This window comes from Pseudomonas sp. Sample_22 (genome assembly GCF_004307635.1).
Classification (GTDB): Bacteria; Pseudomonadota; Gammaproteobacteria; order Pseudomonadales; family Pseudomonadaceae; genus Aquipseudomonas.
In genome coordinates this window covers 368332-388816 of record NZ_RCNY01000081.1, presented here as the reverse complement: position 1 = coordinate 388816, position 20485 = coordinate 368332, and the positions used below count along the sequence as shown (strand labels likewise).

Sequence of the window (20485 nt, the reverse complement as noted above, 5' to 3'; positions counted from 1 at the left end):
GGAAACGACCATGTATCTGACCCAAGGACTGCACCGTGTCTTGCAGCAACGCCCTCATGCCCTCGCCACGGTCTTTCGTGACCGGCGCCACACCTACGCACAGTTGGCCGAGCGCGTCGCTCGCCTGGCTGGCGCCTTGCAGCAACTGGGCATGCACACCGGCGACCGTGTGGGCCTGCTCGGTCTGAACTCAGACCGCTTTCTCGAGTATTACCTGGCCACCTGGTGGGGCGGTGGCGTGGTCAACCCGGTCAACATTCGCTGGAGCGTGGCGGAAATCGTCTATTCGCTGGACGACTGCGACACGCGGATCCTGATGATCGACGACACATTCCTGGCGATGGCCCAAAGCATTGCCGGCAGCGCCAGGGTGCGGCCACTGCTGATCCATATCGGCGAAGGCCCGACGCCTGACGGCATGTTGTCCTACGAGCAGCTGATTGCCGATGCCGAGCCGGTGGACGATGCCTTTCGTGGCGGCGACGACCTGGCGAGCATCATGTACACCGGCGGCACCACCGGCCTGCCAAAGGGCGTGATGCAGTCACACATGAACCTGTGGACCGCCGCCGTCGCGCGTGCCGCCGATGTTCCGGTGCCGGCCGATGCACTGACCCTGCACATCGCGCCGATGTTCCACCTTGCAGCGCTGTCGCGGGTGATCCTGATCTCGTTGCTGGGGTTGCCGAGCATTTTCGTCCCCGCCTTCGACCCGCTGAACGTGATGCAAACCATCGAGCGCGAGCGCATCACTGACATTCTGATCGTGCCGACCATGATCCAGGCCTTGATCATGCACCCGCAATTCTCTCGCCATGACCTCAGTTGCCTGCGCAGCCTGACCTACGGTGCGTCGCCGATAGCCGTGCCGTTGCTGGAACTGGCCCTCAAGGCCTTGCCGAATGTCGAGTTCACCCAGGGTTACGGCATGACCGAAGCCGCACCGCCGATTTCAGCGAACGGTCCGGAAAATCACGGCCCCGAAGGTATCGCCAATGGCCGACTGCGTTCGGCGGGGCGCCCCGGGCTGGGCGTGACCGTGCGCATCGTCGACGAGCATGACAACGAAGTGCCGCGCGGTACGGTGGGCGAAGTGTTGGTGCGTGGCCCGAACATCATGCTCGGTTACTGGAACAAACCCGAGGAAACCGCCAAGGCTTTGCGTGGCGGCTGGATGCACACCGGCGACGGCGCCTACATGGACGACGACGGTTACATCTACATCGTCGACCGCTTCAAGGACATGATCGTCAGCGGTGGCGAGAACGTTTACTCCGGTGAAGTCGAGAGCGCGATTTCCAGTCATCCGGCCGTCGCCGCCTGTGCAGTGATCGGCATTCCTTGCGCGCAATGGGGCGAAGCGGTGCACGCAGTGATCGTGCTCAAGCCCGATCACGAAGTGCCTGGCACAGAGATTATCGAACATTGCCGACGGCAGATCGCCGGCTACAAGACGCCGAAATCGGTTGAGTTCCGCGCCGCGTTGCCGCTGTCCGGTGCCGGCAAAGTGCTCAAGCGCGATCTGCGTGAGCCGTTTTGGGCTGGCAAGGATCGAGGGGTGAGCTGATGGCGACGATCCCCGAGGGCTTCACCGCGCTGGAACAACGCTCGGGGTTCCTGCGCAGCTGTGGCGAATTTTATTTGCATGAAGTGCTGCCGATCCTGGCGGTGCGCCTGGAACCGCAGCACCTCAATTACGTGCGCATCGCCCACGGCGGCTTCCTCGCCACCGTCGCTGACAGCGCGTTCGGCGTGATTCTGCGGCGCCATTCGGTGTCGCAGTCGGTGGCGGTGACGGTCAATCTGAATGTCGATTACCTCGGCCCGGTGCGCGAAGGCGACTGGCTCGAGGCGCATGTGCAAGTGCTCAAGAGCAGCGGCACGTTTTTAAGCGCCTGCTGCCTGTTGAAGGTCGGCGAGCGTCTGGTCCTGCGTGCCAATGGCGTCTTCACCACCTGGAAAGGCCAGACACCATGTACATGACCCAATGCCTGCAACGCACCCTGCAGCAAAATCCGCATCAGCTTGCGACGGTATTCGGTGATCGGCGTCAGACCTACCGCCAGTTTGGTGAGCGCGTGGCTCGCCTGGCGGGCGCCTTGCAACAGCTGGGAATGCAAGCGGGTGACCGGGTTGGCATGCTGGCACTCAACAGCGACCGTTATCTGGAGTACATCATGGGCGTCTGGTGGGGCGGTGGCGTGCTCAACCCGATCAACACGCGCTGGAGTGTGCCGGAGATCGTCTTTTCGCTGGACGATTGTGCGACCGGGATTCTGATCGTCGATGAGCACTTCGCCGCGTTGGCCGAGAACATCCGCAAGAGCGCCCGCCACGCGCCGCGCTTCATCTACGCCGGGGAGGGCCAGGTGCCGGTGGGCATGCTCGGTTTCGAGCAACTGCTGGCACAGGCGGCACCGGTCGAAGATGCCGGACGCGGGGGTGAAGACCTTGCCTGCATCATGTACACCGGCGGTACCACCGGGTTTCCCAAGGGCGTCATGCAATCGCACCTGAACCTGTGGTCGGCATGCATGCCGCGCATGGTTGACATGCCGCCAATCCGTGACGGTCGACTGTTGCATGTGGCGCCGCTGTTCCATGTCGCCGGCATGGCGTGGGCGCTGATTCAGTTGCTGGCCGGTGAAAGCCATGTGCTGGTGGCGAGTTTCGACGCGGGTGAAGTGCTGCAGGTGATCGAGCGTGAACAGATCACCGAAACGCTGCTGGTGCCGACCATGATTCTCGCGCTGCTGGCCCATCCAGACTTTGCTCGGCGTGACCTCAGCAGCTTGAGGCGACTGACCTACGGCGCGTCTCCCAGCGCCGGTGAAATGGTCGAGCACGTGTTGGCCAGGCTTCCGGATATCGAACTTTCCCATTCCTACGGGCTGACTGAAGCGTGCCCGGTGGTGTCGAGCAATCTGCCCTGGAACCACACGCCGGACGCGCGCAAGCGTGGTTTGTCGCGCTCGGTCGGGCGTGGCGGGTTGGGGGTCTATGTGAAGATCGTCGATCCGCAAGGCCGGGAGGTTGCGCGTGGCACGGTCGGCGAGATCATCGTGCGTGGGCCGAACATCATGCAGGGCTATTGGAACAGACCCGAAGAAACCGCCAAGGCATTGCGTGACGGATGGTTGTACACCGGTGACGCCGCATACATGGACGAACAGGGCTACCTGTTCATCGTCGACCGCCTCAAGGACATGATCGTCAGCGGCGGCGAAAATGTTTACTCGGCGGAAGTCGAAAACGTCCTGGCCCGGCACCCGGCCGTGGCGCTGTGCGCGGTGATCGGCATTCCCCATGAACAATGGGGTGAGGCGGTGCACGCGGTCGTGGTGCGCAAGCCTGATGCGCAGGTCGACGAAGAACAATTGCGTCGATACTGCCGCGAGTTCATCGCGCCCTACAAATGCCCGAAAACCGTCGAATTCCGCGCCGAACTGCCGCTGTCGGCTGCGGGCAAAGTGCTCAAGCGCGAACTGCGCAAATAACCACACCCTGAACCCCTGTGGGAGCGAGCTGGCTCCCACAGGGTATTGCGTTGTTGCGTGAATTTCGCTTCTCCAGTCATCGCGCAATCGCTACCCGATCCGGGTGGCTGCACCACTCGCCCGCGTCAATACAGTGGACTCACGAACCAGGCGCAAGCCTTGCCTGGCAACCCACTGGAGAGCCCGATGCATATCAACCGTACCGTCTACCGTGAAGACCACGAAATGCTGCGTGAAACTGCGCGGCGTTTTTTCGAACGTGAATGCCTGCCCAAACAGGCTCAGTGGGACGAGGCCGGGCAGGTTGACCGGGAAACCTGGCTCAAGGCTGGCCGCCACAATCTGCTGTGCCTCACCGTGCCGACCGAATACGGCGGTGGCGGCGGTGACTTCGGTCACTCTGCGGTGTTGATCGAAGAGCTGTACCGCGCCGGGGTTTCGGGCTGGAGCCTGGGTGTGCATTCGGACATCGTCGCGCCCTATATCGTGCGTCTGGGCACCGAAGAGCAGAAACACAAATGGCTGCCGAAAATCTGCACCGGCGAAACCGTTCTGGCCGTGGCGATGACTGAACCGGGCACCGGTTCGGACCTCAAGGCGATCCGCACCACCGCCGTGCGTGACGGCGACGAATGGGTGATCAATGGCAGCAAGACCTTCATCAGCAACGGCCTGACCTGCGACATGGTGGTGGTCGTCTGCAAGACCGATCCGAGTGCCGGCGCCAAGGGCTGCAGCCTGATCATGGTCGAGTGCGACCGCGAAGGTTTCCGTCGCGGGCGCAAGCTGGAAAAGGTCGGCCAGCATGCCGCCGACACCGCCGAGCTGTTCTTCGACAACGTGCGCGTGCCGGTGGGCAACCTGCTCGGTGAAGAAAACAAAGGCTTCATGCACCTGATGGAAGAGCTGCCGCAGGAGCGCCTGGTGATCGCGTTGTACAGCGCCGCCAAACTCGAACGCCTGCTGGAACAGACCGTCGAGTACGTGAAGGATCGCAAGGCGTTCAACCAGACCGTCTGGGACTTCCAGAACACCAAATTCAAGCTCGCCGACATCAAGGCCCAGGCCACGGCCGTGCGCCTGACCATCGATCACTACATCGGCGAACACATGCGTCGTCGCCTCACGGTCCAGGAGTCGGCCATCGCCAAGCTCCTGGCCACTGAAACCCTGTGGAAGTGCATCGACGACATGGTCCAGTTGCATGGAGGTTACGGCTACATGATGGAGTACCCGATCGCCCGCGCCTTCGTCGACATGCGCGTGACCCGGGTTTTCGGTGGCACCAGCGAAGTGCTGCGCGAACTCATCGCGCGCCAGTTGTGATCCTTTCCCCCTCATTCTTCCAGGTGACACCATGAGCGAAAAAGTACTGGTTGCCGGCGTCGGCATGATCCCGTTCCGCAAGCCCAGCGACAGCCCGACCTACGTGCAGATGGGGGCCGAAGCGATACGTCTCGCCCTGGCCGATGCGGCGATCGATTACAGCCTGATCCAGGAGGCTTACGCCGGTTACGTCTATGGCGACTCCACCTGCGGTCAGACCGTGCTGTACGAAATCGGCATGACCGGGATTCCGGTGATCAACGTCAACAACAATTGCTCGACCGGCTCCACTGCGCTGTTCCTGGCGCGCAAGGCCATTGAATCCGGTTCTGCCGATTGCGTGCTGGCGGTCGGCTTCGAACAAATGCAGGCCGGCGCTTTGAAATCCCATTGGGACGACCGCCCGCCGACCCGCGAGCGTTTCCTGCCGATTCTGCGTGGCCTGACCGCCGATATGGAGGGCATGCCGCAGGCCATCCGTACCTTTGGCGGTGCCGGGCGCGAGTACATGGACAAATACGGCTGCAAGATGGAAACCTTCGCCGCGGTACGCGCCAAGGCCAGCCGTCATGCCGCCAACAACCCGCTCGCTTTGTTTCGCAAGGTGCTGAGTGTCGAAGACGTGATGAACGACCCGGTAATCCTGCCAGGCGTCATGACCCGTCTGATGGCATGTCCGCCGACCTGCGGTGGCGCGGCGGCGATTCTGGTCTCCGAACGTTTCGCGAAAAAGCATGGCTTGCGTCGTGACGTGGAAATCGTCGCCCAGGCGATGACCACGGACACGCCGCAATCCTTCAACTTCGAAAAACCGTCAATGCTCGATTGGGTCGGCACGCACATGACCGATGCCGCCGTCGGCCAGGTGTACGAAAAGGCGGGCGTCGGACCACAAGACATCGATGTCTGCGAGCTGCACGACTGCTTCGCCCAGAACGAAGTGATCTGCTACGAGTCGCTGGGGTTTTGCCCCGAAGGCGGCGCGGAAAAATTCGTCATGGACGGCGACAACACCTACGGCGGACAAATTGTCGTCAACCCATCCGGTGGCCTGCTTTCCAAGGGCCACCCACTGGGCGCCACCGGTCTGGCGCAGTGCTACGAGTTGACCCAGCAATTGCGCGGCAACGCCGATCAGCGACAGGTCGAGGGCGCACGCCTGGCCATGGCGCATAACCTCGGTCTGGGTGGGGCGTGCGTGGTGACGCTGTACGGCAAAGTCAACGGGGGTGCCCAGTGAGCAGCCTGCTCGACGCCTTCCGCTTGACCGCGTTGCCCGACCACGCGCAGGCCTTTCGGGCCGAAGTCAAAAGCTTTCTGGCCGAGCACCTGCCAATGGTTGCGGCCGATGTGCGGGCACGCAGCTGGACCGGTTTCGACGCCGCCTTCAGTCGCAAACTGGCACAGCGTGGCTGGGTCGGTCTGACCTTGCCCGAATCCTACGGTGGCGCCGGGCTCGATGCCTTCAGCCGCTTTGTGTTGGTCGAAGAGTTGCTGTCGGCCGGTGCCCCGGTGGCGGCGCACTGGATCGCTGACCGCCAGAGCGGGCCGTTGATCCTGAAGTTCGGCAGCAACGCACAGAAAGATTTTTACCTGCCGCGCATCTGTGCCGGACAAGCGTTTTTCTGCATCGGCATGAGCGAACCCAACTCAGGCTCCGACCTGGCCAGTGTGCGCAGTCGGGCCAGCCGTTGCGAAGGCGGGTGGCGCCTGAGCGGTCGCAAGATCTGGACCACCAATGCCCACCATGCCGATTACATGATCGCTTTGGTGCGCACCAGCGGTTCGCCGGAAGACCGCCATAACGGGCTGTCGCAATTCATCATCGATCTCAAGCAACCGGGCATCAGCGTACGGCCCATTGTTGACCTCGCCGGGGATGCGCATTTTTCCGAAGTGGCGTTCGACGATGTGCTGCTGGGTGAGGACGCGCTGGTGGGCGAGGAGGGCAGTGGCTGGAAACAGGTCAATGCCGAACTGGCGTTCGAGCGCAGCGGGCCCGAGCGCTTCTATTCCAGCGTGGTGCTGCTCGACCTGTGGGCAGAGACCCTGCGCCGCAACGGTGCCAGCGTCGCCGAGACAGCGTTGCTCGGCGGTTTCCTTACGCAACTGACCAGCCTGCGCAATTTATCGGTGGCGCTGACGTCATTGCTCGCCCAAGGGCAGAGTCCGGTGGTGGAAGCGGCGTTGGTCAAGGACATCGGTACCGAATTCGAACAATCGATTCCGGCCGCTATTGCCGCAGCCATCAGCGCGAATCCGGATGCTCCGATTGACGATGAGCTGTACCGCACCGTCGCCTACCTGAACCAGGTCGCGCCGACTTTTTCGTTGCGCGGCGGCACCCGGGAAATCCTGCGCGGCATGATTGCCCGTGGCCTTGGCCTGCGCTGATATCGAATAGGAAACATCGTCATGTTCACTGAAGCCATTGAGAAAATACTGACTGACTTGTGCACCCCGGCGCTGGTTCGCGCGGTTGAAAACGGCGACCGCGCCACGGCGCTATGGAGCGCATTGGAGAACGGCGGGTTTCTCGAGTTGTTGACCCCGGAAGTGGCGGACGGCGCGGGGCTGACACTGGAGTCGTTGTTCCCGATTTTCCTCGCTTTCGGCCGTCATGCACTGCCGCTTCCGGTAGCCCAAAGCATTGCCGCACGGGCACTGATGCGTGACTGCCCGCATGCACCGCCGAACGGCATGTTGACCCTGGCGGGTGCGGCTTTCCGGCAGGCCGATGATGGCTTGTGCGTACCGCGCCTGGCCTACGGCACCCTTGCCGATTTTGCCTTGGTGAACCTGCAGGGCGAGTTGTTGTTGCTTGACTGCAGTCAGGCACGGCGCGAGCCCGACGGTGTGCATGGCAGCCAGTGCGCCACGCTGTATTGGCCGCAGGACGCCGGCGGCGTGTCTCTTGGAGGCAAGGGACAAGAGGCTCGCCTGTTTAACGCTGCCATCCATGCAGCGTCCATTGCCGGCGCGATGGAGAAGGTGCTCGGCATGACGCTTGAGTACTGCAATGACCGGACCCAGTTCGGCAAGGCCATCGGCAAATTCCAGGCGGTCCAGCATCAGCTCAGCGTCATGGCGGAGCAGGTGGCCGCTTCCCGAATTGCTGCCGAACTGGCCTTTGCAGGCGACCGTCCGGTGCCCGATTTGATTCCCGCGGCCATCGCCAAGGCCCGCACCAGCATGGCCGTTCCACAGGTGACCGCCATTGCCCATGCATTGTTCGGCGCTATCGGCGTGACCGAAGAGCTGGATCTGCAACTGTTCACTCGGCGCCTGCACCAATGGCGGGTCAGCGAAGGTTCGGAGACCTGGTGGAACAACATCGTCGGCCAGGCATTGCTGGAGAAACCGAAGGTTACCGCCAGTGAATTCGTGCGCACTGTTACCCAGTCACAAACTGCTTGAGGACACCCCATGAGTGAGTTTCTGAAGTACGAACAACAGGGGCATGTCGTCACCCTGACGATGAACGACCCCGAGCGCCGCAACCCTTTGACGGGCAATAGCGCTGTTCCCGAGTTCCTCGAAGCCATCGAACGGATCGAGCGCGACAGCAGTGTGCGCGCGGTCATCATCACGGGCGCAGGCAGCGCGTTTTGCTCCGGCGGCAACGTTCGCGACATGGACCGATACGCGCAGATGTCGGGCATGCAGTTGCGTCAGGAGTACCGCACCGGCATTCAACGACTGCCACTGGCGCTGTTCAATCTGGAAGTGCCAGTCATCGCCGCGGTCAACGGCGCCGCCATTGGTGCAGGCCTCGATCTGGCCTGCATGTGCGACATCCGCGTGGCATCCGAGCAGGCCAGGTTTGCTGAAAGCTTCGTCAAGCTCGGGATCATTCCCGGCGACGGCGGTGCGTGGTTGTTGCCGCGCATCATCGGCTTGTCGCGGGCCACCGAACTGACCCTGACCGGGCAAACGATCGATGCCCGCCAGGCCGAGCAATGGAACCTGGTGTCCCGCGTCGTCCCGGCCGGGCAACTGTTGGACAGCGCCAGGGAAATTGCCGCGGCGATCGCTGCCAACCCACCCCACGCCGTGCGTCTGGCCAAACGGTTGTTGCGCGAAGCCTTGCATACGCGACTCGACACGCTGCTGGAAATGTCGGCGACCTTCCAGGTGCTGTCGCACCAGACGGCCGATCACCGGGAGGCGGTAACGGCGTTCATCGAAAAGCGCTCCCCGACTTTCACCGGGTAAGTGTCACCAGGCGTAACGCCCGTCGAGCGCATCTCGAAACGGGTCGTTACGCGGCAATGAAAAGTGCAAGAAACACGTCCTTCAAATCACCCATTCGGGTGTGAGGGCATCCCGGGAGCCTCGCTAGCATGGGCTCTCACCACGTCATCCTTAATCGGGGAAACCGCATGACAAAAACAACAATGCGCGGAGTCTTTCAGCCAAGTCTGCTGGCCGTCGCTGTGATGGTTGCCACCTGCGCGAGCAATCAGGCTCATGCTGTGGATTTCAACATCGGGGAGATTCAAGGGACGTTTGACTCGTCGCTGTCGGTAGGGGCCAGTTGGTCGACGGCCGACCCGGACAAGCAGTTCATTTCCAACTTCAACTCCCAAGGTGTCACTGGCGGCGAGTCCTCGTCGCGGACGACCGATGACAACCGCCTGAACTTCAAGAAAGGGGAGACCTTCTCGAAGATCTTCAAAGGCGTGCACGACCTGGAGCTCAAGTACGCAGACAGCGGCGCATTCGTGCGTGGCAAATATTGGTATGACTTTGAACTGATGGACGAGAGCCGTCCGTTCTATGACATCAACGACTCGGGACGTGATCGCGCGGCGAAATCGTCCGGGGCGATGTTCCTCGACAGCTTCGTCTACCACAACTACAACATCGGTGATCAGGTCGGCAACGTTCGCTTGGGCAAACAAGTGGTGAGCTGGGGCGAAAGTACATTTATCGGCAACTCGATCAACAGCATCAACCCGATCGACGTCGCAGCCCTGCGTCGTCCGGGCGCGGAAGTGAAGGAAGGCCTGATTCCGGTCAACTTGCTCTACGTGTCCCAGGGGCTGGCCGATAACATTACCGCCGAAGCGTTTTATCAGCTGGAGTGGGACAAGTCGGTGGTCGACAACTGCGGCACGTTCTTCGGCAATGACGGCGTACCGCAAGGTTGTAACGACCGCCTGGTGGTTGCCGGGCTGGATTTGCCACCGGGTGCGGCACGCAACACCGGCGGTCTGGCTGCCGTCGCGGCAGGGACCGACGACGCCTTTATTCCACGTCTGAAAGATAACGATGCGCGCGACAGCGGACAGTATGGCCTGGCCCTGCGCTGGTACGTGCCGGAGGCGAACGACACCGAGTTCGGTGCCTACGCAATGAACTACCACAGCCGCAATCCTTACCTGAGCATCAATCAGATGAGCAGTGCCGCTGGCGGTGTGACTTCGGCGCGCAGTGTCCGTTATTTCGTCGACTATCCGGAAGACATTCGCCTTTACGGCTTGAGCTTCCAGACCAACGTTTCAGGCGTATCGCTGGGTGGCGAAGTCAGCTACCGGCCGAACATGCCGTTGCAACTGAACACGGCTGATTTGCTGTCTGCGGCGACGTTCGGTGCAACTTCGCCGCTGATCACTACCGGTTTTGCCGGCCGCAATCTGGGCGCCGAGGTCAACGGCTACAAGCGCATGCCAGTGACCCAGGCCCAGGTCACCGCGACCCAGTTCTTCGACCAGGTACTCGGTGCCAGTCGCCTGACTGTGGTGGGTGAGGTCGGTTACAACCATATCAACGGCCTGGGCAAGGCCGACGGTTCCGACCTGCGTTTCGGTCGCAGTCCGGCCTTTGGCAGTGGCGAACTGCAAGGTGCAGCGGGACCGGCTACTTGCCTGGGCACTGCCGCCGGCACGCCGACTGCCAGTAACCCGGCGCAGGAATGCAACGACGATGGTTTCTATACCAGCAACAGTTGGGGCTATCGCCTGCGCGGCAAGCTCGATTACCAGAACGTGATCGCCGGCATCAACCTGTCGCCGAACCTGGCCTGGTCCCATGACGTGTCCGGCTACGGTCCGAACTTCGATGAAGGGTCCAAAGCGGTCAGTGTCGGGGTAGATGCCGATTACCTGAACACCTACAACGCCAGCCTCAGTTACACCAATTACTTCGGTGGCGATTTCAATACCAACGTCGATCGCGACTACGTTGCGCTCAGCTTCGGCGTGAATTTCTGATGCAACCCTGCCAGAGGAAACTGAACATGAACGCACGTTTTATTCTGCGCGCCGGCGCACTGAGTCTGTCGTTGCTGGCCAGTGCTGTAATGGCCGCCGTTTCGCCCCAGGAAGCCGCCCAGTTGGGCACCACGCTGACACCGTTGGGCGCACAGAAAGAAGGTAACGCCAACGGTAGCATTCCGGCCTGGGCCGGTGGTTTGAAGCCCGGTGCGGCGGCACTCGAGAATGGCTTTCTCGGCGATCCTTTCGCTGGTGACAAGCCACTAATGGTGATTACCGCGGCCAACGCCGACCAGTACAAGGACAAGCTGACGCCGGGCCAACTGGCGATGTTCAAACGCTATCCGGACAGCTACAGGATCCCGGTGTACAAGACTCAGCGCACCGCGGCGTCACCGCAGAACATTTACGACATTGCGAAAAAGAGCGCGGTGACCACCGAGCTGACACCTGACGGTAATGGCCTGCAGAACTTCACGCAAACCCGTTACTACCCGTTCCCGATTCCAAAGAATGGCGTCGAGGTTTACTGGAACCACACCAACCGCTATCGCGGCGGCAACATGGAGCGGCAGGCGGCTCAGGCTGCACCGCAGGCCAACGGGTCGTACTCGATCGTCGAGTACGACGACAAGCTGGCATTCCCGCAGCTGATGGAAGGGGTCGAAGGTGGGGCAGGTGACAACGTTCTGTACTACTACAAACAGGAAATCACCGCACCTTCGCGCATGGCCGGCAGTGTGATCCTGATCCACGAGACCATCGATCAGGTCAAGGAACCGCGCCTGGCATGGGTCTACAACGCCGGACAGCGCCGCGTACGCCGTGCACCGCAAGTGGCTTACGACGGGCCGGGCAACGGCTCCGACGGCATGCGTACCGCCGACAACACCGACATGATGAACGGCGCGCCGGATCGTTATGACTGGAAGCTGGTGGGCAAAAAGGAGCTGTACATCCCGTACAACAACTATCGCTTGCAGTCGCCGAAAGTGAAGTACGACGACATCATCAAGCCGGGGCACATCAATCAGGACCTGACCCGTTATGAGTTGCACCGCGTGTGGCATGTCGAGGCCACGTTGAAACCGGGCCAGCGCCATGTATATGCCAAGCGTGACATGTACTTCGACGAAGACACCTGGCAGCTTGCCGAGGTCGATCACTACGATGGTCGCGGACAGCTGTGGCGAGTTGCCGAAGGCTATGCGATCAATGACTACGAGCGCGGCGCTTCCAACTTCGCCATGCTCGGGATCTATGACCTGATCGCGGGTCGCTACAACGTATTGGCCATGACCAATCAGGCCAAACATGCAACGACCTATGGCATGACCGCGAAAATGACCGACTTCACCCCATCGGCGCTGCGTAACGCCGGCATTCGCTGACGTCGGGCCCTGGCTTGAATCCAACGCCCTGTTCGCAGGGCGTTGTGCTTTCAGGCAGGCCCCACCTGATGCGGGTGGCGCGCAAACAGTCGGCTCGCCCAATGATGGCATCCTCACACCATCAGCGAGGTCCGCCATGTTTGTGCCACGGCCGCATCTGTGCGACGTACTCAAGCGCGAGCAGTGTCGCTTGCAACTGCTTTGCGCGCCTGCCGGTTATGGGAAAACAGCATTGCTGCGCGAGTATTTGCGCGGTGAGGCGGTATGGATGAGCCTGGGTGGCTTGCCGCAAACACTGGAAGGTTTGAGCGAGATGCTGGCCGGTCAGCTTGGCTTGGCGCCCGAAACGGTGCCTGATGCCTTGCTGGCGTTGCTCGACTCAAGGGACCTGCTGACTGCTCAACCGTCTTCGCTGGCAAGCCAGCTCCCACAGGGAAATGCGATCAACTGTGGGAGCTTGCCTACCAGTGATAGGGCCAGTCCAGGCAGCGAAAATCCAACACTTCGCCTGGTCTTCGATGACTTGCCAGCGCAAATGCCGGCAAACCTCAATCACTGGTTCGACCAACTCCTGTCCCTGCGAAATCCGGGCTTGCAGGTGCTGGTCACCTGCCGCCAACGCCCCGAATGGAACTTGCCGCAGCTGATGCTCGGCGGGCAATTGCTGGAGCTGGATGCCCGGCAATTGGCGTTGCGACCTGATGAATTCGAGTCGCTGGTCAGTGTGCTCATGCCGACCGCGGACATCAGGTCCAGGGAAAAACTGTGGCATCAAACGGCGGGGTGGTGCGCCGGTGTTCGTCTGCTGCCGTCTGCGTTGCTCGGCGCCTACCTCGAGCGTGAACTGCTGGCGCGTCTGAACGACGAACAGCGCGAAGTCCTCTACGGACTGGCTCATTTGGCCAAGGCCAGCGCCGATCTCTGCCAGCAACTCTGGGAAGAACAGCAGGGCGCCAGGGTCTTCAGAAGTCTGCTCGACGCCCAGGTTTTTCTTGTCCCGATCGACCACCAACCCGGTTGGTTCCGGTTGTTGCCTGCCGTGGCGCAGGCGCTGCAAGACAGGTTGAGCGGCGTGCCGTTGAATCGGTTGCGCTTGCGCGCCTGTCAGTTGCTGGGCGTACTGGGGCAGGTCGACGATGCGGTCGAGCAAGCACTCAGTGCTGATCAGCCAGAAGTGGCCGCAAGCTACATGGAGCGCTTGTGGCTGAGCTGGATCCTCAGCGAACGGCATCTGGACCGCTTTATTGATTGGCGCGAGCGTATCGAACCGCAATTGCTGCAAAGCAGCTCGCGGCTGATCTATTTGTGCGCCAAGGCGCTGCTGTTCAGTGGTCGACTGGACGAGGCCGAGGAGTGCCTGCAACGGCTGGGGCGTTTTTGCCCACTGCCCGATCGCAAGCGCAATCAACGCCTGCTGGCTAACTGGCAGGCGTTGTACGGCACCCTGCACACCCTGCGCGGCAACGTCGAACAGGCGCGCCTGCATTGCCACGCAGCGCTGCGATACCTGACCGTGCAGGACTGGCTGTCAGTGTTGTTGTGTCATTGCACCCTCGCACGGATCGACATGCAGACCGGCGAACTCAACGAAGCCCAGGTGTTGCTGGAACACTCGCTGGAGCTTGCAAGGCGCCAGGGCAGTCGCGAAGCCGAGGTGCTGGTGAACACAGATCGAGTCCGGTTGCTGTTGCTTCAGGGAAAATCGGCGCTGGCGCATTCGCTCTTGCGCACTGAACTTGCGCAACTGACGGGCAGCAGAACCCAGCCCTATCCACTGCTCGGGCGGCTGCTGTTCCTGCAAGGCGAGTTGCTGTTACAGCAAGGCCGCGCCGATGAAGCCGAGCAAGTGGTGCAGGCGGGACTGATGCAGGTCCGCGATTGTTGCGCGCCATTTGTGCTCAATGCCTACCTGTTGCTGTCCGAGATCGCTTCGCGCAGGCATGACCAGGAACAGGCGCAGCAGCTGTTGTGTGAAGCCGAGCGACGCATGCATTGGGGCAGGATCGACAGCGCCTGCTACCAGGGTCCGATCGAGTTGCAGAGAAACCGCAATGGATTTCGCGATCAGGGGACCGACATTGACGTCCCCGCCGTGGCACGCATGCCGGATTATCAGGACGGTCTGACACCCCGCGAAGTGTCAGTGCTCAAGTTGCTTGCCGAGGGCATGTCGGTGCGCGAGGTCGGCCATCGCCTGTTCATTTCGGTGAATACCGTCAAGACCCACGCCAAGAACATCAACGTCAAGCTCGGCGCCTGTCGTCGCACCCAGGCCATCAACAGCGCCAAGGCCATGGGCATTCTGGCCTGAACCACACCACTTGAAACGCCACCCACCTGATCCGGGTGGCGGCGTGGCGCGACCGATGGTCAACCATGCAGTGAACCCGACGCAATGCTGCGCAATCGCGGTGGCGTCCAGACAACAACAAGAGAGGTAGTGATGAGCGCCATCGAGAGTTGGACGAGCACGGACATCCGCACGGTGCTGGAAAAACAGAGGGCGGCCTTCCTGGCCTGCGAACCCTGGAGTGTCGAGCAACGCTGTGAGTTGCTTGAGCGGGCGATCGGTCTGCTGGTCAATCACGAACGGGAAATCATCGACGCGCTGACGGCGGATTTCGGCCATCGCAGCCCCGGTTTCTCCAAAGGCAGTGAAGTGCTTTCGCCACTGGCGACCCTCAAACAGACCCAGGCCGAACTGGCCGAGTGGATGCGCCCGCAGCAACGGCAGGCCCGAGCCGGTGAAGCCTGGGTTCAATACCAGCCGCTCGGCGTGGTGGGCATCGTGACGGCATGGAACGTCCCTGGCTACATGGTGTTCAGTGGTCTAGCCGGCGCCCTTGCCGCCGGCAATCGGGTGATGATCAAACCCTCGGAATTCACCCCCAAGACATCGGCCCTGATCGCGCGCCTGATTCGTTCGGTCTACGCCGAAGACGAAGTGGCGGTGGTGCTGGGCGGTGCCGACGTTGGCCAGGCGTTTTGCGGCCAGCCTTTCGACCATCTGTTGTTCACCGGCGCCACCAGCATCGGCAAGCACGTGCTGCGTGCCGCGGCGGAAAATCTGGTGCCGGTGACCCTGGAGCTGGGCGGTAAATCGCCGACCATTATTTCCCGCACGGCGGACTTCAAGGACGCGGTGGCCAAGACTGTCATCGGCAAGTTGCTCAACGCCGGTCAGTTGTGCGTCGCGCCAGATTACGTGTTCGTGCCACGGGAATCGGTGGATACCTTCATCGGCATTGCCAAAGCGGTGGTCGCCGGATTTCTGCCGACGCTCAAGGACAATCCCGAATACACCTCGATCATCAACAGTCGGCATTACGAGCGCTTGCTGGGCTACCTCAGTGAAGCGCGCGAGGCCGGTGTCGAGCTAGTCGAATTGAATGCCGGCGCTGAAGACTTCAGTAACGCGACGCGCAACAAACTCGTGCCGACCCTGTTGCGCGATCCCGGCGACGATCTACGGGTGATGCAGGACGAAATCTTCGGCCCGTTATTGCCGATCAAACCCTACGACACCATCACCGAAGTGATTGCCTGGATCAACGCGCGGCCACGTCCGCTGGCTCTCTATTACTTCGGCAACGATGCCGCCGAAGAAGCGCAAGTGCTGTCCCGTACCTGTTCCGGTGGCGTGACCCTCAATGGTGTATTGAGTCACGCCAGCACCGAAGGCTTGCCGTTCGGCGGCGTCGGCCAGAGCGGCATGGGTGCCTATCACGGTATCGACGGTTTCCGCACCTTCAGTCATGCCAAAGCCGTGTTGCGCACCGCGCCAAACCCGGCCTGAACCCCTGATTAATTTTTGAGAGAACTGCCATGAAAGCTGCCGTATTCCACCAGGTTGGAGCTCCGCTGGTCATTGAAGAAGTGGGCATCAGCAAACCGGGCCCGCGTGAAGTGCTGATCCGCACCAAAGCGGTTGGTGTCTGCCATTCGGATTTGCATGTGATTGACGGTTCGTTCCCGTATCCGGGGCCATTGGTGCTGGGCCACGAAGCGGCCGGTGTGGTCGAACAGGTCGGCTCCGAAGTGCGTTCGGTCAAGCCGGGCGATCATGTCGTCACCTGCCTGACCGTGTTCTGTGGCCATTGCGAACATTGCGTGACTGGCCACCTGGCACGTTGCGTATCGCCAGAAACCAAGCGCGGCGCGGATGAAGAGTCGCGGCTCACGTATGTGCAGAAGCCGATACCGCAGTTCGTCAACCTGTCGGGCTTCGCCGAACAGATGCTGGTGCACGAAAACGCCTGCGTTGCGATTCGCCGCGACATGCCACTCGACCGTGCCGCCCTGCTCGGTTGCGCGGTGACCACCGGCACCGGCGCGGTGTTCAATACCGCCAAAGTGCGTCCGGGTGAAACCGTGGCCGTGATCGGTTGTGGCGGGATCGGTCTGGCGGCCATCAATGGCGCAGCACTGGCCGGGGCAGGGCGCATCATTGCCATCGACATGCTTGATTCGAAACTGGAGTTGGCCAAGCAGTTTGGTGCCACCGACTTGATCAATGGCAAAAACGGCGACGCGGCCAAACAGGTGATGGAGCTGACCCGTGGCGGTGTGCATCACGCTTTCGAGTGCATCGGCCTCAAGCAGACCGCCGAGCAAGCGTTCGCCATGTTGGCTCGCGGCGGCACTGCCACTGTGATCGGCATGCTCAAGCCCGGCCTGAAAATCGAACTGGACCCCCTGCAACTGCTACATGAACGCCGCATCCAGGGCTCGCTGATGGGCTCGAACCGTTTCCCGGTCGACATGCCTCGGCTGGTGGACTTCTACATGGTGGGCAAACTCAAGCTCGACGAAATGATTTCCCAGCGCATCCGGCTTGAGCAGATCAACGATGCGTTCGACGAGCTGCGCCGTGGCGAGTTGGCGCGTTCGGTGATCATTTTCGAGTAAATGCCGTAATTCCGGTAGGAGCGAGCCTGCTCGCGAAAAACCAGAGACCGCCACGGGGTGTCAGGCCGCCAGCGTCATCGTCGGCGACCATCGCGAGCAGGCTCGCTCCTACAGGTTTTTTTGCTGCATTCGAATAAGTGCCTGAGCATTCGGTTTTTTTGGAGTGGATGGATGGACATTGATTTCACAGCGGACGAACGCGCCTTTCGCGAGGAGGTTCGTGCCTGGTTGCGCGACCATTTGCCCAGCGAATTCGCTGCGCGCATCGCCCAGGGCAAGCGCCTGAGCAAAGAGCACCAAGTGCAGTGGATGCGCACACTCAACCGCCAGGGCTGGCTGGCCCCTGGCTGGCCGGTCGAGTTCGGTGGTACCGGCTGGACTGACGTGCAAAAGCATATTTTCGACGAAGAGTGTTTCGCCGCCGGCGCGCCGAAGGTCTCATCGTTCGGCCTGAAAATGGTGGCTCCGGTCATCATGAAGTTCGGCACGGACGAACAGAAAGCCCACTTCCTGCCGCGCATTCTCACTTGCGACGACTGGTGGTGTCAGGGTTATTCCGAGCCGGGTGCGGGCTCTGATCTGTCGTCATTGAAAACCCGCGCCGTGCGCGACGGCGATCACTATGTGGTCAACGGTCAGAAAACCTGGACTACCCTGGCGCATTATGCCGACTGGATGTTCTGCCTGGTACGTACCGACCCCGAAGCTCGCCAGCAGCGGGGCATCTCCTTTCTGTTGATCGACATGCAGACGCCGGGCATCACTGTACGACCGATCATCACCCTCGACGGTGAGCATGAAGTCAACGAGGTGTTCTTCGATAATGTGCGGGTGCCGGTGGCCAATCTGGTTGGCGAGGAAAATCAGGGATGGACCTGCGCCAAATATTTGCTGACCCATGAACGCACCAGCATTGGCGGAATCGCCCACAACAAGGCGCTGCTCAATCGTCTGAAACAGATTGCCAGTGAAGAGCGGCGTGATGGCCGGCCATTGATCGATGACCCGCTGTTTCGCGTACAGATCGCCGAAGTCGAGATGCAATTGATTGCCGCCGAAATCAGTAGCCTGCGGACCTTGGCGGCCGTCCGCGACGGGGGAGTTCCAGGCGCGGAGAGCTCGTTCCTGAAGATCAGGGGCACCGAAATTCGTCAGGCGATTACCTGGTTAATCAGTAAAGCCGTAGGCCCCTACGCCATGCCGTTCATCGAGGATGAACTGGGTTACGGCACCGAACCGTTGCTGTACACCGATTACAGCAGCGCGGCCACCTATCAGTATCTGGATGCGCGCAAGGCTTCGATCTATGGCGGTGCCAACGAAATCCAGAAAAACATCATCGCGAAAATGATCCTAGAACTCTAAGGCGCCCCCGATCATGGATTTCAAACTGACAGAAGAGCAGCTGATGCTGCAGGAAACCGCCGGGCGCCTGGTGCGTGATGTTTACGGCTTCGAGCAACGAGAACAGTATCGCCAGAGCACGCATGGCTTCAGCGTGCCATTCATGCAGCAGTTGGGCGATCTGGGATTATGCGCAGTGCCCTTTGCCGAAGCCTACGGCGGCTATGCCGGCAGCGGCGTGGATAACATGCTGATCATGACCGAGCTGGGGCGCGGACTGTGCCTGGAGCCTTACCTGCACTCGGTGATCTTTGCCGGTGGCCTGATCGCGCAACTGGGCAGCGAAGCGCAGAAGGCCAGATTGTTGCCACAAGTCGCCGATGCCAGCCTGCAACTGGCGGTGGCGGTCGATGAGCCGCAGGGTCATTACCAATTGCATGACGTGCAGACTTTGGCCGAGCCGGTAGACGGTGGCTGGAAACTCAATGGCCGCAAGTCAGTGATCATCGGCGGGCAGAGCGCCGGGCTGATACTGGTTTCGGCACGCACCAGCGAGGGCGCGCGGGATGAAAATGGCATCAGCCTGTTCCTGCTTGATCCGCAAGCCTGCGGCGTGCAGCGGCGCGTCTTCGATACAGTGGATGGGCGCAAGGCCTGCGATCTGTTTCTCGAAGACGTGTTCGTCGCCAGCGCCGCGCTCCTCGGCGAACCGGGCCAGGCGTTGCCAGCGCTGCGCTACCAGCAGGGCCGCGCCATCGCCGCGCAATGTGCCGAAGCTATCGGCAGCATGGAGGCTGCCTGTGCGTTGACCCTCGATTATTTGAAGACGCGCCAGCAATTCGGCCAACCGATCGGCAAGTTCCAGGCCTTGCAGCACCGCATGGTCGATATGCGCATCGAGCTGGACCAAGCCACTTCGATGACCCTGTACGCCGCCTGTGTGGCCGATCAGGCAGACAGTGACGAGCGCCGCCGGGTCTTGGCGGCGGCCAAATTCATCGTCAGCCGCGCCAGCCGTTTTGTCGCCGACCAGGGCATCCAGTTGCACGGCGGGATCGGCCTGACTTGGGAATACATGCTGTCGCACCACGCCAAGCATTTGCTGATGGTGGCGCGTCAGTTTGGCGATGACGATCACCATTTGCAGGCTTATGCGAAGCTGATGCCGGCAGCGTAAGGCAGTTTCAACTGAGAAAGACGGTGGCGGCGATAGCCGCCCCGGCGCCTTCGAACGGACCTGTGCAATCAGCACACCACCGGGCGTGATGTTGTAAGGCAGACCCCGTACGAATTCATCTCTCTATTTGAGCATTCCTGCGCCGTAACAAACGGCAATGACAATGAGTGCGAGAAAACAGATCAACTGTATGCAAAAGAAGGTAAACCGAACCGCGACGAACGTATCGGTTTGCACATGGGATACGTGAACCAGAGACTGACACACACGAGCGATCAGGACGATTATGGACAAGTAGCTCACCGCAGGACCGTCCAACCCAAGGGCTGAAATCACGAACACGATGACGCCAAAGACCGGCAGATTTTCCACACAGTTCGCATGAGCTCTGGTCCCGCGCCGATACCAATCCTCGCCTTCGAGCTGATCGCTCCGGAAAGAAGCGATCGGGACATTCGACAACAGGATTCTGACCCAGCGATAGACGCCAACGGTTGCCATCAACAATAGTAGGGTCCAGGTCGCAAATCCAAGCAGCATCCACATCGCGATCGTCATGGCTGCCATCCTCAATCAATCATGTTTCAGCACGTCATTCCACTGTCGCGCGACCGACACGCGGTC

General features: G+C 61.0%; 15 protein-coding genes and 1 pseudogene. 15 read left to right on the top strand and 1 reads right to left on the bottom strand.

From position 1 onward, the window contains the following. Positions 1–7 precede the first annotated feature (7 nt). The 15 genes and pseudogenes from D8U73_RS21635 to D8U73_RS21565 all read left to right on the top strand — a co-directional run. Positions 8–1567, top strand: a pseudogene (locus D8U73_RS21635) (long-chain fatty acid--CoA ligase); the annotation flags it as partial. Then, positions 1567–1983, top strand: coding sequence for a PaaI family thioesterase (locus tag D8U73_RS21630; protein ID WP_056856568.1), 417 nt, complete (start codon positions 1567–1569; stop codon positions 1981–1983). The pseudogene D8U73_RS21635 and the gene D8U73_RS21630, both read left to right, overlap by 1 nt. Next, entirely contained in the window at positions 1974–3497 is a 1524-nt protein-coding gene (locus D8U73_RS21625; RefSeq protein WP_130905741.1) for a long-chain-fatty-acid--CoA ligase, read from the top strand. The genes D8U73_RS21630 and D8U73_RS21625 overlap by 10 nt, the downstream gene beginning before the upstream one ends. A 186-nt stretch (positions 3498–3683) precedes the next feature. Continuing rightward, positions 3684–4823: an acyl-CoA dehydrogenase family protein gene (locus D8U73_RS21620; RefSeq protein WP_130905740.1), complete on the top strand. Its 1140-nt coding sequence runs from the start codon at positions 3684–3686 to the stop codon at positions 4821–4823. A 31-nt stretch (positions 4824–4854) separates the two neighbouring features. Continuing rightward, entirely contained in the window at positions 4855–6063 is a 1209-nt protein-coding gene (locus D8U73_RS21615) for a lipid-transfer protein (RefSeq protein ID WP_130905739.1), read from the top strand. Continuing rightward, positions 6060–7217 carry an acyl-CoA dehydrogenase family protein gene (locus D8U73_RS21610; protein ID WP_056856564.1) on the top strand — a complete coding sequence of 386 codons (1158 nt, stop codon included), beginning with the start codon at positions 6060–6062 and terminating at the stop codon, positions 7215–7217. The genes D8U73_RS21615 and D8U73_RS21610 overlap by 4 nt, the downstream gene beginning before the upstream one ends. Before the next feature lie 21 nt (positions 7218–7238). Continuing rightward, a complete protein-coding gene (locus D8U73_RS21605; RefSeq protein ID WP_130905738.1) occupies positions 7239–8240 on the top strand; it encodes an acyl-CoA dehydrogenase family protein in 1002 nt (333 codons plus the stop codon). Positions 8241–8249: 9 nt separating this feature from the next. Next, positions 8250–9038, top strand: a complete 789-nt coding sequence (locus tag D8U73_RS21600; RefSeq protein ID WP_130905737.1) for a crotonase/enoyl-CoA hydratase family protein — start codon at positions 8250–8252, stop codon at positions 9036–9038. Positions 9039–9205: 167 nt separating this feature from the next. After that, on the top strand, positions 9206–11038 hold the full coding sequence (locus D8U73_RS21595) for a DUF1302 domain-containing protein (protein ID WP_056856561.1): 1833 nt from the start codon (positions 9206–9208) through the stop codon (positions 11036–11038). Between the two features lie 26 nt (positions 11039–11064). Beyond that, on the top strand, positions 11065–12432 hold the full coding sequence (locus D8U73_RS21590) for a DUF1329 domain-containing protein (RefSeq protein WP_130905736.1): 1368 nt from the start codon (positions 11065–11067) through the stop codon (positions 12430–12432). Between the two features lie 136 nt (positions 12433–12568). Then, positions 12569–14743, top strand: a complete 2175-nt coding sequence (locus D8U73_RS29695) for a LuxR C-terminal-related transcriptional regulator (protein ID WP_130905735.1) — start codon at positions 12569–12571, stop codon at positions 14741–14743. 132 nt (positions 14744–14875) lie between these two features. After that, on the top strand, positions 14876–16228 hold the full coding sequence (locus D8U73_RS21580; RefSeq protein WP_130905734.1) for a coniferyl aldehyde dehydrogenase: 1353 nt from the start codon (positions 14876–14878) through the stop codon (positions 16226–16228). 29 nt (positions 16229–16257) lie between these two features. After that, a complete protein-coding gene (locus D8U73_RS21575; protein ID WP_130905733.1) occupies positions 16258–17340 on the top strand; it encodes a Zn-dependent alcohol dehydrogenase in 1083 nt (360 codons plus the stop codon). Between the two features lie 171 nt (positions 17341–17511). Next, positions 17512–18705: an acyl-CoA dehydrogenase family protein gene (locus tag D8U73_RS21570; protein ID WP_130905732.1), complete on the top strand. Its 1194-nt coding sequence runs from the start codon at positions 17512–17514 to the stop codon at positions 18703–18705. Positions 18706–18718: 13 nt separating this feature from the next. Beyond that, entirely contained in the window at positions 18719–19861 is a 1143-nt protein-coding gene (locus tag D8U73_RS21565) for an acyl-CoA dehydrogenase (protein ID WP_056856555.1), read from the top strand. A 123-nt stretch (positions 19862–19984) separates the two neighbouring features. On the opposite strand, the gene D8U73_RS21560 is transcribed toward D8U73_RS21565, so the two are convergent. Then, positions 19985–20419: an MAPEG family protein gene (locus D8U73_RS21560; RefSeq protein ID WP_056856901.1), complete on the bottom strand. Its 435-nt coding sequence runs from the start codon at positions 20417–20419 to the stop codon at positions 19985–19987. Between the last annotated feature and the right edge of the window lie 66 nt (positions 20420–20485).

What these genes read in the sequence shown, in the direction of transcription:
- D8U73_RS21605 (WP_130905738.1), top strand. Translation starts at nt 7,239, where the DNA reads ATGTTCACTGAAGCCATTGAGAAAATACTGACTGACTTGTGCACCCCG.
- D8U73_RS21560 (WP_056856901.1), bottom strand. Translation starts at nt 20,419, where the DNA reads ATGACGATCGCGATGTGGATGCTGCTTGGATTTGCGACCTGGACCCTA.
- D8U73_RS21590 (WP_130905736.1), top strand. Translation starts at nt 11,065, where the DNA reads ATGAACGCACGTTTTATTCTGCGCGCCGGCGCACTGAGTCTGTCGTTG.
- D8U73_RS21595 (WP_056856561.1), top strand. Translation starts at nt 9,206, where the DNA reads ATGACAAAAACAACAATGCGCGGAGTCTTTCAGCCAAGTCTGCTGGCC.
- D8U73_RS21600 (WP_130905737.1), top strand. Translation starts at nt 8,250, where the DNA reads ATGAGTGAGTTTCTGAAGTACGAACAACAGGGGCATGTCGTCACCCTG.
- D8U73_RS21570 (WP_130905732.1), top strand. Translation starts at nt 17,512, where the DNA reads ATGGACATTGATTTCACAGCGGACGAACGCGCCTTTCGCGAGGAGGTT.
- D8U73_RS21565 (WP_056856555.1), top strand. Translation starts at nt 18,719, where the DNA reads ATGGATTTCAAACTGACAGAAGAGCAGCTGATGCTGCAGGAAACCGCC.
- D8U73_RS21615 (WP_130905739.1), top strand. Translation starts at nt 4,855, where the DNA reads ATGAGCGAAAAAGTACTGGTTGCCGGCGTCGGCATGATCCCGTTCCGC.
- D8U73_RS21620 (WP_130905740.1), top strand. Translation starts at nt 3,684, where the DNA reads ATGCATATCAACCGTACCGTCTACCGTGAAGACCACGAAATGCTGCGT.
- D8U73_RS29695 (WP_130905735.1), top strand. Translation starts at nt 12,569, where the DNA reads ATGTTTGTGCCACGGCCGCATCTGTGCGACGTACTCAAGCGCGAGCAG.
- D8U73_RS21580 (WP_130905734.1), top strand. Translation starts at nt 14,876, where the DNA reads ATGAGCGCCATCGAGAGTTGGACGAGCACGGACATCCGCACGGTGCTG.
- D8U73_RS21630 (WP_056856568.1), top strand. Translation starts at nt 1,567, where the DNA reads ATGGCGACGATCCCCGAGGGCTTCACCGCGCTGGAACAACGCTCGGGG.
- D8U73_RS21625 (WP_130905741.1), top strand. Translation starts at nt 1,974, where the DNA reads ATGTACATGACCCAATGCCTGCAACGCACCCTGCAGCAAAATCCGCAT.
- D8U73_RS21575 (WP_130905733.1), top strand. Translation starts at nt 16,258, where the DNA reads ATGAAAGCTGCCGTATTCCACCAGGTTGGAGCTCCGCTGGTCATTGAA.